Here is a 15,142-nt window from a genome sequence, read left to right on the forward strand (position 1 = left end):
GGCGATAGCTGGCAGAAGCTTGTCATTACACCATCGCCATGCTTCACTTTCCGGGGTCGCACCTATGCCCCAACCGGAGACGACCCTATGTCCACCCCAGTCACTGTCAGTTCAATAATGCCATCCATGACACGGCGGCTTTGGCTGGTGTTACTTAGTGTCGCGCTGCTCGGAGGGTGCTCCTCGCTGTACTACAACACCATGGAAAAGCTCGGCTTTGAAAAGCGCGACATCCTGGTGGACCGGGTGGAAAACGCGCGGGACAGCCAGAACGATGCCCAGGAGACGTTCCGCTCGTCCCTTGAACGTTTCCAGAGCGTGGTGGACACGCCGGATACCGATCTCAAGGAGCGCTACGCTGAGATCAGCGATGCCTACGAAGACAGCAAGTCCAGCGCGGAAGATGTCCGCGACCGCATCGACAAGGTGGAAGATGTGGCGGAAGCCCTGTTCGAGGAATGGGAAGACGAACTCGGTGAATACGAAAGCGCCTCCCTGCGCCGCAGCAGCGAACAACAGCTTGATGAAACCCGCACCCAGTACAGCCAGTTGATCAGCCGCATGCACGATGCCGAGGAGCGCATGGACCCGGTGCTGGAGGCATTTCAGGATCAGGTGCTGTATCTCAAGCACAATCTGAACGCCCAGGCGATCGGCTCGCTGGAGAATGAGCTGGTGGGTATCCGCCAGGACGTGGATGCGCTGATTCGCAATATGGAGCAGTCGATTGCGGAATCCGAGGCATTTATCCGGCGTTTTCGTCAGTAAGTCAGAGCGACGAAGCCCTATAGCAAATGCCCCTCGGGCAACATGCGCTTATGAAGGATCCGGATAATTTCAGTTGCACCGTCTGCAGCTAACCGATAAAAAATGATATGGCTGCCCTGAGGGTATTGCTGGTAGCCAGGGCTGATTTCGTGGCAGGCCCGCCCCAGGTTCGGGTTTTCGCCCAGGAGGTGGAAACACTGGTCGAACTGAAGGAGGTAATGATTTCGTTGATCTCGACCCCATTTACGTTCCGTGTAAAGTGCAATCGATCTAAGATCAGCTTTGGCCTTCCTGGAAAGCTTGAAGTTTGGCATTATCGTTTTTCGCTATCCAGCTCCTGAATGAATGAATCGTAGGAGTAGTCTTCAAAACCACTGTCCTCTCCTTCCTTAAGTAGTTTTCGGAGTGTTGTCAGACGGGTTTCAGACTCTTCAAGCAAGCGCAACCCTGCACGTACAACTTCGCTGGTCGAGCTGTATCGGCCATTTTTGAGCTGTTCTGTAATGAACGCATCAAAGTGTTGGCCTAAAGTGATGCTGGTATTCTTTTGCATCGTGACACCTCACTGGTACCAATAATTGGTATATTTTGATCTAGACTGGGGTGCATTTCAATCCGTGCGATGCCTCCCTTATCACCGCCACCCGCAGAGTCAGAGCGACAAAGTGTCGAAGGTGCATTCAGGGTGCCTTCGACGGCCTCCACAAAGCTGCGCTCCTATAGTGAAAGGGGGCAAGTTCGTGTCTGATGCCGGGAACGCCCCGCTACGCCAAGAGCCCGGTGCGGGACGAGGAAACCTACCGTAAGAAACTGGCGATCACTCAGGGATACTTCCGGCCAGACTGGTCGGTTCTGGATCGGTTTTCCTAATCGCCCGGAAGTGACTCGTTAACTTCAATCATTGCTCAAAGGTAAAATTACAATGTGATGTCGATTTCACATGCTCCGGTTCGACTTAATTAAGAACCCATCGAACAAACGGTGCCCGCGCATCGGAGGAGCAGGAAATGCTGAAATTATACGGAACGCCCCCAACCCGCGCCTTGCGCGTTGTCTGGCTGCTTAACGAACTGGGCCTTGAGCACGAACTGCACCCGGTAGACCTTATGCAGGATGAGCATCACCAACAGGACTTTCTTTCTCTCAACCCTGCCGCCAGGGTGCCGGTATTGGTGGATGGAAACCTCGTGTTAACTGAATCAGCCGCAATCCAGCTCTACCTGGCAGAAAAATACCCTCAGGCCGGATTCATTCCCGAGACATTGGAAGACAGGGCACAGATGTACCGCTGGATGTTCTTCCTTGTGACCGAGGTCGAACAACCATTGTGGCGAATCGCCCGCCACACGTTCGTTTACCCGGACGAGAAGCGAATACCTCAGGATGTCGAGCTGGCGAGACAGGAATGCCTGGAAATGATAGCGGTGCTTGAACGGCACATGTCAGAACGCGAGTTCATGGTTGGCGACCGGCTAAGCGTGGCGGATTTCAACGCGGCATATACACTGGACTGGGCCAACACAGAGGAGATGCTTGAGAGCGCTCCGCGGTTGCGGGACTATCTAAAGGCAATGTACGCTCGCCCCACAGCTCCGCCAACCATCGCTGAAGCGTTCGCCGCGATGGAAAGCCAGGCTGACAACAGCCCCTCTACTGGGTGACTCCCATCAGGATGATTTCAAACGCGCTTCAATAGCATCATCGTGAAACAATTCCTGATACTGTTGGCGTTGGCTCACGAGGGTTTTATATGAAAGAAGTACCCCAAAAACAGTCCGGAACCAGCGGCTACTCCTGGAAACTGTCTGCTGTGGCAGCCGTAGCCTCTGTCATCGGCGCGGTAGTCTCGTTCGGGGAGGTGTCACCAATCATCACCGGGTTGATTCTCCTTGCCGCCGTTGGCTGGGGCTTTACCGCACGGGACAACAAGCGAGCGGCGGAACAGGCAAAAGACTCACGATAAACGACGTTCCTGAAAATTTTTCCTCCCCCTGTCGATTTCGTCCCGCCCCACGCGACTAACCAGTGAAACCACCAACAATCACTGGAGAACGACAACATGAAATACATGCTGATGCGTAAGGCCGATGTGGACACCGAGAATGGCGTAATGCCCACGGATGACCTCCTGCAGGCGATGGCGGACTATAACGAGCGGATGACGCAGGCAGGGGTGTTTACCGGTGGCGACGGTTTGTGGCCCACCCGCGACGGCTGCCGCATTCAGTTCCGCAACGGTGAGCCCACTGTTGTCAACGGGCCCTTCGAGCAGACCAGCGAGCTGCTGGCCGGCTACAGTGTGCTTGAGGTGGATTCCCTGGAGGATGCCATCGACTGGGCGAAGCAGTGGCCAAAAGAGGATTCGGACGGCAACGTCACTCTTGAGTTGCGCCGTTACTTCGAGCTGGAGGATTTCGATCCCGGCGCGGCCCTTGAGAAACATCGCTCACTGGGCAAGCTGCCCCGGGAGATCAACGTGCACGTGGCGTTTGGCGGCAACTGCCGGGAAGCCATGGAATTCTATGCGGAGGTGACCGCTGGTACTCTGGAAGCTGTGATTACCTATGGTGAAACACCAGCGGCTGCGGATGTGCCGAAGGAGATGCACGATCTCGTTGTCCACTCCTCCCTCAATATCCGCGGCCGCCGATTGATGGGGGCGGATATGGCGGGAGACTGTTATCAGCCACCTCAGGGCGCACAAATCCATCTGGAATACGATGACACCGAGCAGGCGGAGCAGGTTTTCCGGGCGCTGTCCGAAGGCGGCGCAGAAATCATGCCCTTCGAACAGACCTTCTGGGCGCATCGTTTCGGAATGACCAAGGACCGCTTTGGCGTCCAATGGATGATCAGCAGCGGGCTCGAGCAGTGCCAGTAAGCGACAACAACAAGGAGCCATGCAATGACCACGCGAGCGAAAAACACCATATGCCTCTGGTACAACGGCGATGCTGAGGAGGCGGCCAACTTCTATGCCAGCACCTTCCCCGATTCGTCGGTGGACGCCGTAAATCATGCGCCGGGAGACTACCCATCAGGCTCGGAAGGGGATGTACTGACGGTGGAGTTCACCGTGCTGGGCATTCCCTGCCTCGGGCTCAATGGCGGGCCCATCTTCACACACAGCGAAGCGTTTTCATTTCAGGTGGCCACCGCGGATCAGGAGGAAACCGATCGCTACTGGAACGCGATTGTGGGCAACGGCGGCGAGGAAAGCGCCTGCGGCTGGTGCCGGGACAAGTGGGGGATCTCCTGGCAGATTACGCCGCAGGTTCTGTCAGACGCCATTGCCGACCCAGACCGCGCAACCGCGAAACGGGTGTTCGAGGCGATGATGACGATGGGTAAAATCGATGTTGCGGTTATTGAGGCGGCACGTCGGGGATAACAGCAATGATCTCCGTGACGGAATTGTGATCGAAAGTTTCAGCTTCATTGAACCATTCGCTGGCATGCCTCTGACATGCTGGGGCTGTGATTCATGACAACGATGCTCTGCGGATACGCGGAGCATCGGGAAACTGAGAACTGTCACTTGTGGAGATCGTTATGAGGCGCATGCTGATACCTGCGTTACTTCTGTTTCCCCTGCTCGTCCACGCCGAACAGTGGCAAAGCAGTAACACGCAGACCGATGTTATTGAACTGTTTACGTCGGAGGGTTGCAGCAGTTGCCCACCGGCTGACGCCTTTCTCAGTTCCCTGAAAAACCGCGACGGCGTTTTCAGAACGTTCATCCCGATGGCCTTCCATGTTGATTACTGGAACTACATCGGCTGGAAAGACCGCTTTGCGAGCAGCGAATACAGCCAGCGGCAGCGCCGATATGCCAGGGATGGCAACATCAGCCAGGTGTACACACCCGGTTTCGTCATTAACAGCCAGGAATGGCGGCCATGGTTCCGGGGCGCGCGCAACTGGGAGACGTCAAACGAACAGGTCGGCAACCTGACCGCTGACCTTCAGGGCAACCGGCTGAAAGTCAACTTTGCCGACAAGACCCGCAATCACCTTCACGTCGCTTACCTGGGCATGGGCATCGAGACTCAAGTGAAAGCGGGTGAGAACCGAGGCAAGACACTCACTCACGATTTTGTGGTGCTTGATGTCACAACCCTACCCGGTGAAGGCGAATGGCAACTAAAACTGCCGGCAGCACCGGACAAAGGCCAGCAGCGCACGGCATTGGCGATCTGGGTCTCCCCTACCGATTCACAACAGGTGTTACAGGCAGTGGGGGGTTACCTTGAGTGACCGACCCGGCGCCTAAACCACGTCCGGGAAGGTCGATTGCAGATAATCCACCAAGGCCCGCACCTTTGGCGTCACGAATTTCCGGGTGGGATAGACCGCGTATACGCCCAGTTCGTCAGAGCGGTAATCCGGCAGCAGTTCCACCAGCCGGCCTGCGTCGAGGTCTTCCTGAACCAGGAAACCCGGCTGGTGTATCACCCCCTGACCGGCCAGGGCGGCGGCACAGCAGGTTTCGCCGTTGTTGGCATGCATCCAGGGGCGTATCCGTGTGCTCAATGGTCCATCCGGACCGTCAAAATGCCAGTCGTTACCCGTGGCCAGGTTACTGTAGGCGATGATCTTGTGATGGATCAGGTCCTCGGGATGTTCTGGCGTGCCGTGGGCGCTGAGGTATCCGGGAGAGGCGCAGACAACGAGCCGCGTGGTGGTGAGACGCCGGCTGACCAGGGTGGAATTTCTCAAGCTGGCAATTCGGATCGCCAGATCAAAGCCTTCCTCAACAATATCCACAATGCGGTCGGACAGGTCGATGTTGAGTTCCACATCCGGATATTCACTATGAAATTGCCCCCACAGGGGCGCCAGGTGGCGAATGCCAAAACTCACCGGGGCATTGATGCGCAACACACCCTTGGCGACGCCGCTGCGTGAGGTCAGTTCTGCCTCCGCCTCTTCCACTCCCGCCAGCAGTTCCCGGCATCGCACGTAAAACACTTCCCCTTCCGCGGTCAGCGACAGTCGCCGGGTGGTGCGGTGAAGAAGCCGCACCCCAAGCCGGGACTCGAGTTCACCCACGTAGCGGGATACGGCGGCTTTCGACATCCCCATTGCCTCCGAGGCGGCCACAAAACTGCTCTCGTCCACAACGGCGCAGAAGGTCTGCATCTCCAGCAATCTATCCATTCTATTGTTCCGATTTTTGAGACAGTTAATCCAATAAAAGTATGTTTATCCCAAAATAAGATATTCGTAAAGTATCCCCATGCTCAACACACATCTCATACACAAGGAAACAGGATCATGAACAATACATTCCTCAACAAACTGCTCGACACCAACGCTGGCTGGGGCGCGCTTGCCCTGCGCATTCCCGTCGGCATCATTTTCGTGGCTCACGGCGCCCAGAAGCTGTTTGGCTGGTTCGGTGGCTACGGTCTGGAAGGCACCGGGCAGTGGTTGGATTCCATCGGCCTGAGCCCGGGTTATCTCATGGCTCTTCTGGCCGGTGGCACCGAGTTCCTGGGCGGCTTGGCGCTCATTATTGGGCTACTGGTTCGCCCCGCCAGTGCAGCGCTGGCCTTCGCCATGTTGATTGCCATCTTCAGCGTGCATTTCCAGAATGGCCTGTTCATGAGCAACAACGGTTATGAATTCGCGCTGGCACTACTGGCGGCTTCAGTGTCCCTGCTGTTTAGCGGTGCCGGGCACGCTTCCGTAGACCGTTTGGCAACGAAATAAACAGGAGTATCGCGCCATGACCAGTCTGTTCGTATCCCACGGCGCTCCCACCTTTGCACTGGAGCCGGGCCTAGCAGGCCCGGCCCTCTCGCAGCTTGGAACGGAACTGCCCCGACCAACTGCGGTGCTGGTGGTGTCGCCCCACTGGATGACACAGGAAGTGCAGGTGGGGCTGTCAGAGGTACCGGCTACCATCCATGACTTTCGAGGCTTTGAGCCCGCCATGTACGAACTGGAGTACCCGGCGCATGGTCATCCTTCGCTCGCAAAGAAGGCACTGTCTCTACTGGATAACGCCGGATGGAAGCCCGTCGCCGATGCCCATCGCGGCCTGGACCATGGTGCCTGGGTGCCACTGACGTACCTGTACCCGGGCGCGTCGGTGCCGGTGTTCCAGGTGTCTCTGCCAGCAAACCTCGACAGCCAGTCCGCCTACCAACTGGGCCAGGTGCTGGCGCCGCTGCAAGAGGAAGGTGTGCTGATCGTCGGTTCGGGCAGTCTGACTCATAACCTCTACGAGGTACGCTGGAGGGATAACAACAGTGCAGAGTACGCAAAGGCCTTTAGCCAATGGGTTCGTGAAGCGGTTCTGGAAAACGACCAGGCACGCCTGGTAAGCACGCTGACGCTCGCACCCCATGCCCAGCGCGCGCACCCAACCACGGAGCACTTTCTGCCGTTGCTGGTTGCACTGGGTGCCGCTGGCCCCGACGCACGCGGCTCGGTCATTGAAGGCGGCATTGAGCATGGTGTGCTGTCGATGGATTCCTTTATCTTTCGCAATGCCTGAAACCCGGAACCGTTGCTGCCGTATCTAATTCCGTTGCCCTGAACGGATCGATAACGGTAAAGTTCCTGCAGCAAAACGGACGCGGGGATGACCAGCCCCATGGATACGGGTGGAATGTGACACTACAACGGCACAATCGATGGCCTGTATGGATAGCCCTGCTATCCATGCTGCTCATCTATCTGGGGCCATTGCTCACCAAAGCCCAGCTGGCCCAGCACGCCGAACCAACGCATCACTCGGCCGAGCCTTCCCATCACGCCAAGCACAAACACCACGGCCACCCACCTGAGCACGCCCCCGACAAGCATTCTGACCCGTTCGAGCACCTGGCCCATGGAGATTGTGGCTACTGCGTTTTGCTCACCAAACTGCCGGCCATGTCACCCCAGGGCGCCCAAGGTGCGCCTTCAGACCATCCTGGGAGCCGTCACCCGGCATCGCTGACCTCGATCTCTGCCCCACGGGGCATTCCAAGTTTTCCCAACGCGCCTGTTCGCGCCCCACCGCTCATCGTCTGACCTCCGCACTTTCCCTTTAAACCCGTAGTGAGGAAGACTATGAACGAATCACGCTCCACCGGCGCGCCGCGCTGGGGATACACCCTGCTTTTGCGTTTGCATTTCTACGCAGGGCTTCTCGTTGGCCCGTTTATATTCGTGGCCGCCCTTTCAGGCGCGCTGTTCGCGCTAACGCCACAGATTGAAAGCTGGCTATACCACACCGAACTGACCACCGAGCTCACCGGCGATGCTCACCCACTGGCCAGCCAGATCGGGGCTGCACGGAACCACATTGGCAACGATGCCGCCCTCGCTGCAGTCCGCCCGGCACCGGAAGCGGGCCAGACCACGCGGGTCATGTTTGCGGTGGATGGCCTGCAACCCTACGAACATCAGGCAGTATTTGTGGACCCGGTTTCCCTGGCAATTCGCGGTGACCTGGTGGTTTACGGCACCAGCGGCACCCTGCCGTTCCGCATCTGGATCGATTATGTACACCGGCATTTGCATTTGGGTGAGGTTGGTCGCTACTACAGCGAACTGGCCGCCTCCTGGCTCTGGCTGGTGGCACTGGGGGGCCTGTTCCTGTGGTGGCGACGCCGTTCAGCCCGCCGAAGCGGCAAGGACACGGACCGAAGCACACTTCGCAAGTGGCATAGTCGTATTGGCGTGGTGTTGTTGATGGCCTTTCTGTTCTTCTCGGTAACCGGCCTGACCTGGTCCAAGTGGGCCGGTGCCAATATTGCCGAACTGCGCGCGCAACTGGATTGGGGCACACCAGGGCTGAACACGCAGATCGTCGATTCAGCCGCCGCTCAGGCTCACAGCCATGGTGAACACGCCGGACACGGAATGGCCATGCCAATGGCCACGGGCAGAGACAACGCACCCACCTACGATGCCGTACTGGAACGTGCCCGGGCTGCGGGCATCGATGCCGGCATGGTGGAAATCAAGCCGGCAACAGACGCTACCCGCGCCTGGGTGGTTCGTGAAATCGATCGCAGCTGGCCGACACAGGTGGATATGGTGGCGGTTGATCCCAAGTCCATGGCTGTGACCGACCGCGTGGATTTCGAGACCTTCCCCATCGCCGCCAAACTCACCCGCTGGGGCATCGACGCCCACATGGGCATTCTGTTTGGCCTGGCCAACCAGCTCTTTGTGGCGGCCTGCGCGTTGGGGTTGTGCGTGATGATCGCGTTGGGCTACCGCATGTGGTGGCTGCGACGCCCGACCCGAGAGTTATCCCATCAACGATCCGCCCAGCGGGTGTGGACAGAACTGCTCAAGGCACCGCCCCTGGCACTGCTGGCCATGGCACTGGTTGCGGTCGGATTAGGATGGTTCGCGCCGGTGATGGGCGTCAGCCTTGGGGTGTTTCTTGTTGTGGATGGGTTGCTGGCCTTCTGGAGCTACAAGCAAAGCGAACAAGCAACCTCCGAATACAGTTGACAATCTCCTGCACCCTGTGATGTTATCACCGGTAACAATGTTATCGGTGATAACTTATGACTGTTAGCTCCACCCCACTCAAAACCAATTACCACCATGGTGACCTGCCTCAACAGGCGCACCAGTTAGCCCTGGAAATTCTGCGGGAACATGGCGATGCGGCGATCAGCCTGCGGGCCCTGGCCAAGCAGATCGGGGTCAGTGCGCCTGCGCTGTATCGACACTTCGTTGACCGGGACAGCCTGCTCGCAGAGCTCGCCATTACCGGTTTCAGTGCACTACGGGAACGACTGCTCGCCGTTGATCAAAGCGACCCCAGGCGGGCACTGATTGATATCGGCCTGGTTTACGTGTCGTTCGCCCGGGACGAACCCAACCTATACCGGCTGATGTTTGGCGGGCGGGTGCTGCCCAAAGGTATTCACCCGCGGCTGGACATAGCCGGAAAGGGAGCTTTCCAGGTCCTGGAAGACACCATTGCGCGAGCCCAGGCCGCCGGTTACGTCAAACCCATTTCGTTGTCACTGATGACCGCCGCCGCCTGGTCCCTGGTGCATGGCCTGTCCCAGCTGTCTATCGACGGGCACCTGCCCAGCACGAAGGCGGAACCTCACCTGACCGAAGGTGTTGTCACACTCCTGCTCGATGGCTCAATTGCCGAAAACAAACAACACGATAAGGACACCACATCATGAGTAGCCCCAAACCCAGTACTATCCGTGTCGGGCGGCGCTATCGCGCCAATCGTCTTGATGGCCCCTATGACGCCATTGTCATCGGCTCCGGTATTGGCGGGCTCACCACCGCCGCCTGCATGAGCAAAATGGGCAAGAAAGTGGTGGTGTTCGAGCAACACTACACCGCCGGGGGCTTTACACACAGCTACGATCGCAACGGCTACGAATGGGATGTAGGTGTGCATTACATTGGGGATGTGGGCGCGGACCACACCCTGAGCAAACGCCTTTTCGACCACATTACCGACGGTCAGTTGAAGTGGGCACCCATGGACAGCCACTTTGACCGCATCTTTATTGGTAACCGCCACGTGGATCTTGTCGCCGGCCCGGACGCCTTCAAAGCAGAGTTAAAGAAGGAGTTTCCCGGCGAGGAACAGGCCATAGACACCTACCTGGGTTATCTGCGGCAAGTGGCCAAAGCCATGCCGGGGCTGGTGATCGGCAAGGTACTTCCGGACCTGGCCGCCGGGCCCCTGCGCAAGCTGGTCGACCGCACCGCGCCTGCATTCCTCAACAAGCCCACTCGAGAAGTTCTGGAAGGCCTGACCAACAACCAGGAACTGATCGCGGTGCTCACCGGCCAGTGGGGCGACAACGGCCTGCCTCCAGCAGAATCCAGCTTCATCATCCACGCCCTGATTGCTCGCCACTACCTGTACGGCGGCTACTACCCCATCGGCGGCGCCTCTGAAATGGCGAAGACCATTATTCCGGTCATCCAGCAGAGTGGCGGGGAAGTGTTCACCTACGCCGACGTGAAAGAAATCCTGATCGAAAAAGGCAAGGCCGTGGGTGTGCGTATGGCAGACGGCGAGGACGTTCGTGCCCCGCTGGTGATCAGCAATGCCGGCGTGTTCAACACGTTCGACAAACTGCTGCCGGAAACCGCACCCCACCGGGACTATTACCAGGAAAAGCTGACAACCGTGGAACGCTCCATGGCCAGCAACTGCCTGTACATCGGCCTGGAAGATACCGCTGAGAACCTGAAGTTGCCGAAGACCAATTACTGGATCTATCCGGGCACCAACTACGAGAAGCAGGTCAGCGACTTTGTGGCCGCGCCGGACGAACACGACATTCCGCTGACGTACATCTCGTTCCCGTCCGCCAAAGACCCAAGCTTTGCCGAGCGCTACCCCGGCCGCGCCACGATCGAAATCGTCGCCCCCGGGCCTTATGACTGGTACGAGGATTGGGCCGACGAAACCTGGGGCAAGCGTGGTGACGAGTACGAGGCGAAGAAAGAAGCCTACGCCCAGCGGCTACTGGCGAAGCTGTATGAGAAGTTCCCGCATCTGGACGGCAAGGTGGATTACTACGAGTTGTCCACGCCCCTGTCTACCGATTACTTCTGCCGCTACAGCAAGGGCGAAATCTACGGCCTGAACCATTCGCCCAGCCGCTTTGAACAGGACTGGCTGAAGCCCAAGACCCGCATTCCCGGCCTGTACCTGACCGGCCAGGATGTGATGACCTGCGGTGTGGCCGGGGCAATGATCGGCGGCCTGCTCGCCACCGTGGCGGTCAGTGGCCTGAAGGGGTTGCCATTGGCGAAGAGGATGTTTGTGGGGTAAATCCTCACTCACAACATTTCAGCAACTGCGTGGCATGCTCCCGCAACGCATCCTTGAGCCCATCCGGCTTGAGGATGGTAAACCGGAACGGGAGCTGCGCCAGCCACCAGGCAAACCACTCGAAACTGTCGGTTTGGGTGGTTAGCAACAAGCCATCTTCACGCTGTTCGAATCCCTCCGCACAGGAGGAATGAAAACCAAACACGGCTGAGGCCGACTCACGGTCCGTATGCAGCAATAACGACACCTCGTGGGTCCGCCCCCAGGACAGGAAGCTCTCACTCAGGAAATCCGCCGCATCAAAATCCGGTGGCCGCTGAAAAGTGGCCGTTAACAGGTGGACATGGCTGATGCGGTCCAGCCGGAACGAGCGCATGGCCTGGCGGAGATGGCAAAAGCCAGTTAGATACCAGCGCCCCTGACGGAACACCAGGCCGTAGGGATCCACGCTGCGGTCGATCCCGCCGTGGTCCGGGGAGTGGTAGGTAAACCCCACCGAGCGCATCGCTTCCGTGGCAACGGTCAGGGTTTGCAGGGCGCGGTCGTCCAGGCTGGGCTCGCCCCGGGGAAGGATCACCCGGGTGGTGTCGCTGACACCGCGTACCCGCTTTTTCAGGTTGGCCGGCATCACCCGTTCCAGCTTCGCCTGCACGCTGGCAATGGCCGGCGCCGCATCCGCCAGCCCAAGCTGTCGGGCGGCCAGAAGCCCGAGGGAGACCGCCAGGGTTTCCTCGTCGGTGAACATCATTGGCGGCAACTTGAAGCCGGCCACCAGTCGGTATCCACCATAGCGGCCCAACTCGGTCATCACCGGAATCCCCAGCTCTTCGAGCACCGTGATGTAGCGTCGGATGGTTCGCCGATCCACGCCCAGCCGCTCAGCCAGTTCGGCACCGCCGATTTGCCCATGAGCCTGCAACAACTCCAGCACAGTTAACACACGGGTGGTGGGACCAGACATTGTCACCTTCCTCCTGGCAGTTTCTACGCTCACTTACATTAAAAATGCATCTTCCCACTTATCTAGGACAGATATTCGCCTAATACCACATTAATCTGATCTCGCAGTAACCCATACCCTTGAAAAAACAGGCTCGAAAAGGAGATCAGCATGTCGGAACTCACCTTTTACACCCACCCCATGTCACGTGGCCGCGTTGTACGCTGGATGCTGGAGGAAGTCGGCATTCCCTACACCGTAGAGACGATGGAATTCGGCCCGGACATGAAAACCCCGGAATACCTGGCCATCAATCCCATGGGCAAGGTGCCCGCCATCAAACACGGCAGCACCATTGTGACCGAGGTGGCGGCCATCTGCGCTTACCTGGCGGACCAGTTCCCGGACAAGAAGCTTGCCCCACCGGCTGCCTCTCCGGAACGTGGCGACTATTACCGCTGGCTGTTTTTCATGGCGGGCCCTTTCGAGATGGCCACCAGTGCCCTGGCCTACGGCTGGAAGATCGACAGTAGCAACGCCCAGTCCGTCGGTTGCGGCCACGTGGAAGACAGCATCAATACTCTGGAGAAAGTGCTGGGCAGGACTCCGTATATCTGTGGCGATACGTTTACCGCAGCGGATGTACTGGTCAGCAGTTACCTGTGGTGGGAAACCATGCAGAAGAACATTCCGCCAAACAAGGTGTTTCAGGAGTACATCCAACGCACGGAAAGCCGACCAGCGGCCAAGCGTGCCAATGAGTTGGATGATGCCCTGCTGGAGTCAATGAAAGCCGCCATAGCCTGACCCTCAGGCGGTAGCAGCCGGCGATACTGGGCACAATCCTCCGGGTACGTTCAGTACCCAATCGCGGATGGCCCGTATCGTCGGATCCTGACGACGGCTTTCCGGGTACACCAGGTAGAATGGTTTACCTTCCAGTTCCGGGCCGAAGGGCTGCACCAGCCGCCCTTCAGCTAACTCATCCTCGATCAACGGTCGGCTCATCAGCGCCACGCCCTGGCCACCCACGGCCGCGGAAATGGTGTGGGTCTCGTCCGAAAACACCAATCCGGCACTCACATCCAGCCCCGCTAGTCCTACCCGCTTCTGCCAGCCTGCCCAGTCTACCGGGCTCACCGATACTCGCTGCGGCCGGAAGTGGATCAGCGGATGATTCGGTAAATCCTCCATCCTCGTCAGCCCAAGATGGGGACTGCAGGCAGGAATAAAGGTGTTATCGAACAGCTTCTCCGCAACCAGGCCCGGCCAGTGCCCATCGCCATAGCGAATGGCGAGGTCCGCCGTCACCCCATCCAGGGCCACGGCTTCGTGTGAGGCGTGAATGCGCAGATCAATGTCCGGATGGCTGTCCCGCAACATACACACCCAGGACAACAACCAGCGCACCGCGACCGCTGGTGTGGTGGACAGAGTCACCGCCTGGCGCGACGGCACTGCCTTCAATCGCTCGATGGCGTTGCCGATGTTGTCGAAGGCGGTTCCCAGCACTTCCTGTAAGTCCCGCCCCTTGGACGTCAGCACCAGTTGCCGGGGTTTACGAACGAACAGCTCCACCCCAAGCGCCTCTTCAAGCCCGCGAATCTGATGACTGATCGCCGTGGCGGTCACCGAAAGCTCCTGGGCAGCCTGCTTGGCACTCTCATGGCGGGCGGCGGCCTCAAAGGCTCGCAGGGCGGACAGCGAAGGCAAGCGGCGGGGGTTCATGAATGAGCTCACCTCATCTATAGGCGAAAGAAATCATCGTTTGTGGCCCTCTAAGTATGACTTTAGGCTTAATTCACCGTCAACAACAGATGAATTTTCCTACAATCGAATGGAGCTCCGCATGACTCATATCCTGCAACTCGACGCCTCTGCCCGCCCTGGACGCGCCGGCATCCACGAACACGGCTCCCACAGCCGCAGCCTGACCCACCGGTTTGTTTCCCGATGGCAGGCCCAATGCCCCGGCGATACCGTGACCCACCGAGATATCGGTGATACACCGCCTTCCTTCATTGACCAGCGATGGATACAGGCGGCCTTTACTCCGCCCGAAAAGCACGAGCCCTGGATGGACGACACACTGGCAGAAAGTGACCAACTGATCGATGAACTGGTCGCCGCGGACATCCTGGTCATTGGCGCGCCGCTCTATAATTTTGGTATGCCAGCGGCTCTGAAGGCATGGGTGGACCTGATCGTTCGCATGGGCAGAACCGTAGAGTACGACCCATCCACTCCAGAAGCCCCCTTCACAGCACTGCTGGCAGACCGGCCCCGCCATGCGGTTATCCTGTCTTCCCGTGGCGGGGTTGGATTCGAGCCGGGAGGGGAGCTGGCGCATATGAATCACCTTGAGCCAGGCCTGACCACAGTGCTTGAGTTTATCGGCATCACCAATGTACATAGCATTGCCATTGAAAATCAGGAGGAAGGCGGCGAGGTGTTGGCGCAATCTGTTGCTGAGGCGGAACGGCGGGTTGATGAACTGGTGCTGGCGTTGCAGGGAACACTGACCAAGGCTGCACCTGCAATGACGTCGCCATCACTGGTAGGCTCGGTGTAATCGCCAACAAGGACATTGCATGCTCTGCTTCAGCTATAGCTCCAACATGTCGCAACGACGGCTCCAGGCCCGGGTTCCATCA

The 15,142-nt window shown here is 58.4% G+C and carries 20 protein-coding genes; 15 read left to right on the forward strand and 5 right to left on the reverse strand.

Annotated elements, in window-relative coordinates; genetic code table 11:
• Positions 1-126: 126 nt before the first annotated feature.
• Positions 127-768, forward strand: a complete 642-nt coding sequence (locus tag R1T46_RS01845) for a DUF2959 domain-containing protein (RefSeq protein WP_317308247.1) — start codon at positions 127-129, stop codon at positions 766-768.
• A 17-nt stretch (positions 769-785) separates the two neighbouring features.
• On the opposite strand, the gene R1T46_RS01850 is transcribed toward R1T46_RS01845, so the two are convergent.
• The gene (locus R1T46_RS01850; RefSeq protein ID WP_041334366.1) at positions 786-1,082 is read right to left on the reverse strand and encodes a type II toxin-antitoxin system RelE/ParE family toxin; all 297 of its coding nucleotides are present in this window, start codon (positions 1,080-1,082) and stop codon (positions 786-788) included.
• Positions 1,082-1,321, reverse strand: a complete 240-nt coding sequence (locus R1T46_RS01855; protein ID WP_041334363.1) for a type II toxin-antitoxin system ParD family antitoxin — start codon at positions 1,319-1,321, stop codon at positions 1,082-1,084. Before R1T46_RS01855 ends, R1T46_RS01850 begins: the two co-directional genes overlap by 1 nt.
• 194 nt (positions 1,322-1,515) lie before the next feature.
• Here R1T46_RS01855 and R1T46_RS01860 point away from each other — a divergent pair, with 194 nt between their 5' ends.
• From R1T46_RS01860 to R1T46_RS01885, 6 genes are all read left to right on the forward strand, one after another.
• Positions 1,516-1,638 carry a hypothetical protein gene (locus tag R1T46_RS01860; RefSeq protein WP_256713578.1) on the forward strand — a complete coding sequence of 41 codons (123 nt, stop codon included), beginning with the start codon at positions 1,516-1,518 and terminating at the stop codon, positions 1,636-1,638.
• Between the two features lie 137 nt (positions 1,639-1,775).
• On the forward strand, positions 1,776-2,429 hold the full coding sequence (locus R1T46_RS01865; RefSeq protein ID WP_317307129.1) for a glutathione S-transferase family protein: 654 nt from the start codon (positions 1,776-1,778) through the stop codon (positions 2,427-2,429).
• An 89-nt stretch (positions 2,430-2,518) separates the two neighbouring features.
• Positions 2,519-2,731 (forward strand): hypothetical protein, encoded by a 213-nt coding sequence (locus R1T46_RS01870; protein ID WP_317307130.1) that lies wholly within the window; start codon positions 2,519-2,521, stop codon positions 2,729-2,731.
• Positions 2,732-2,827: 96 nt separating this feature from the next.
• On the forward strand, positions 2,828-3,649 hold the full coding sequence (locus R1T46_RS01875) for a YciI family protein (RefSeq protein WP_317307131.1): 822 nt from the start codon (positions 2,828-2,830) through the stop codon (positions 3,647-3,649).
• A 24-nt stretch (positions 3,650-3,673) separates the two neighbouring features.
• The gene (locus R1T46_RS01880; RefSeq protein WP_317307132.1) at positions 3,674-4,159 is read left to right on the forward strand and encodes a VOC family protein; all 486 of its coding nucleotides are present in this window, start codon (positions 3,674-3,676) and stop codon (positions 4,157-4,159) included.
• Positions 4,160-4,320: 161 nt separating this feature from the next.
• The gene (locus R1T46_RS01885; protein WP_317307133.1) at positions 4,321-5,025 is read left to right on the forward strand and encodes a DUF1223 domain-containing protein; all 705 of its coding nucleotides are present in this window, start codon (positions 4,321-4,323) and stop codon (positions 5,023-5,025) included.
• Between the two features lie 12 nt (positions 5,026-5,037).
• Here the strand turns inward: R1T46_RS01885 and R1T46_RS01890 are convergent, their stop codons facing one another.
• A complete protein-coding gene (locus R1T46_RS01890; RefSeq protein WP_317307134.1) occupies positions 5,038-5,928 on the reverse strand; it encodes a LysR family transcriptional regulator in 891 nt (296 codons plus the stop codon).
• A gap of 117 nt (positions 5,929-6,045) precedes the next feature.
• On the opposite strand from R1T46_RS01890, the gene R1T46_RS01895 reads away from it, so the two are divergent.
• The 6 genes from R1T46_RS01895 (at position 6,046) to R1T46_RS01920 (ending at position 11,548) form a co-directional block, all read left to right on the forward strand.
• On the forward strand, positions 6,046-6,483 hold the full coding sequence (locus R1T46_RS01895) for a DoxX family protein (RefSeq protein ID WP_305936209.1): 438 nt from the start codon (positions 6,046-6,048) through the stop codon (positions 6,481-6,483).
• A gap of 16 nt (positions 6,484-6,499) precedes the next feature.
• The gene (locus tag R1T46_RS01900) at positions 6,500-7,273 is read left to right on the forward strand and encodes a class III extradiol ring-cleavage dioxygenase (RefSeq protein WP_317307135.1); all 774 of its coding nucleotides are present in this window, start codon (positions 6,500-6,502) and stop codon (positions 7,271-7,273) included.
• A 167-nt stretch (positions 7,274-7,440) separates the two neighbouring features.
• Positions 7,441-7,794, forward strand: coding sequence for a DUF2946 family protein (locus R1T46_RS21595; RefSeq protein WP_407070158.1), 354 nt, complete (start codon positions 7,441-7,443; stop codon positions 7,792-7,794).
• Positions 7,795-7,833: 39 nt separating this feature from the next.
• The gene (locus tag R1T46_RS01910; protein WP_317307137.1) at positions 7,834-9,231 is read left to right on the forward strand and encodes a PepSY-associated TM helix domain-containing protein; all 1,398 of its coding nucleotides are present in this window, start codon (positions 7,834-7,836) and stop codon (positions 9,229-9,231) included.
• 56 nt (positions 9,232-9,287) lie between these two features.
• Positions 9,288-9,926, forward strand: a complete 639-nt coding sequence (locus R1T46_RS01915) for a TetR/AcrR family transcriptional regulator (protein ID WP_317307138.1) — start codon at positions 9,288-9,290, stop codon at positions 9,924-9,926.
• Positions 9,923-11,548: an NAD(P)/FAD-dependent oxidoreductase gene (locus R1T46_RS01920; protein WP_317307139.1), complete on the forward strand. Its 1,626-nt coding sequence runs from the start codon at positions 9,923-9,925 to the stop codon at positions 11,546-11,548. The genes R1T46_RS01915 and R1T46_RS01920 overlap by 4 nt, the downstream gene beginning before the upstream one ends.
• Before the next feature lie 4 nt (positions 11,549-11,552).
• On the opposite strand, the gene R1T46_RS01925 is transcribed toward R1T46_RS01920, so the two are convergent.
• A complete protein-coding gene (locus R1T46_RS01925; protein ID WP_317307140.1) occupies positions 11,553-12,509 on the reverse strand; it encodes a YafY family protein in 957 nt (318 codons plus the stop codon).
• 150 nt (positions 12,510-12,659) lie between these two features.
• Here R1T46_RS01925 and R1T46_RS01930 point away from each other — a divergent pair, with 150 nt between their 5' ends.
• Positions 12,660-13,295 carry a glutathione S-transferase family protein gene (locus tag R1T46_RS01930; RefSeq protein WP_317307141.1) on the forward strand — a complete coding sequence of 212 codons (636 nt, stop codon included), beginning with the start codon at positions 12,660-12,662 and terminating at the stop codon, positions 13,293-13,295.
• A gap of 3 nt (positions 13,296-13,298) precedes the next feature.
• Here R1T46_RS01930 and R1T46_RS01935 read toward each other — a convergent pair whose 3' ends face one another.
• Positions 13,299-14,216: a LysR substrate-binding domain-containing protein gene (locus R1T46_RS01935; RefSeq protein ID WP_317307142.1), complete on the reverse strand. Its 918-nt coding sequence runs from the start codon at positions 14,214-14,216 to the stop codon at positions 13,299-13,301.
• A gap of 121 nt (positions 14,217-14,337) precedes the next feature.
• On the opposite strand from R1T46_RS01935, the gene R1T46_RS01940 reads away from it, so the two are divergent.
• Positions 14,338-15,060, forward strand: coding sequence for an FMN-dependent NADH-azoreductase (locus tag R1T46_RS01940; protein ID WP_317307143.1), 723 nt, complete (start codon positions 14,338-14,340; stop codon positions 15,058-15,060).
• Positions 15,061-15,142 lie beyond the last annotated feature (82 nt).

The sequence above is a fragment of the Marinobacter salarius genome (assembly GCF_032922745.1).
Lineage (GTDB): Bacteria > Pseudomonadota > Gammaproteobacteria > Pseudomonadales > Oleiphilaceae > Marinobacter.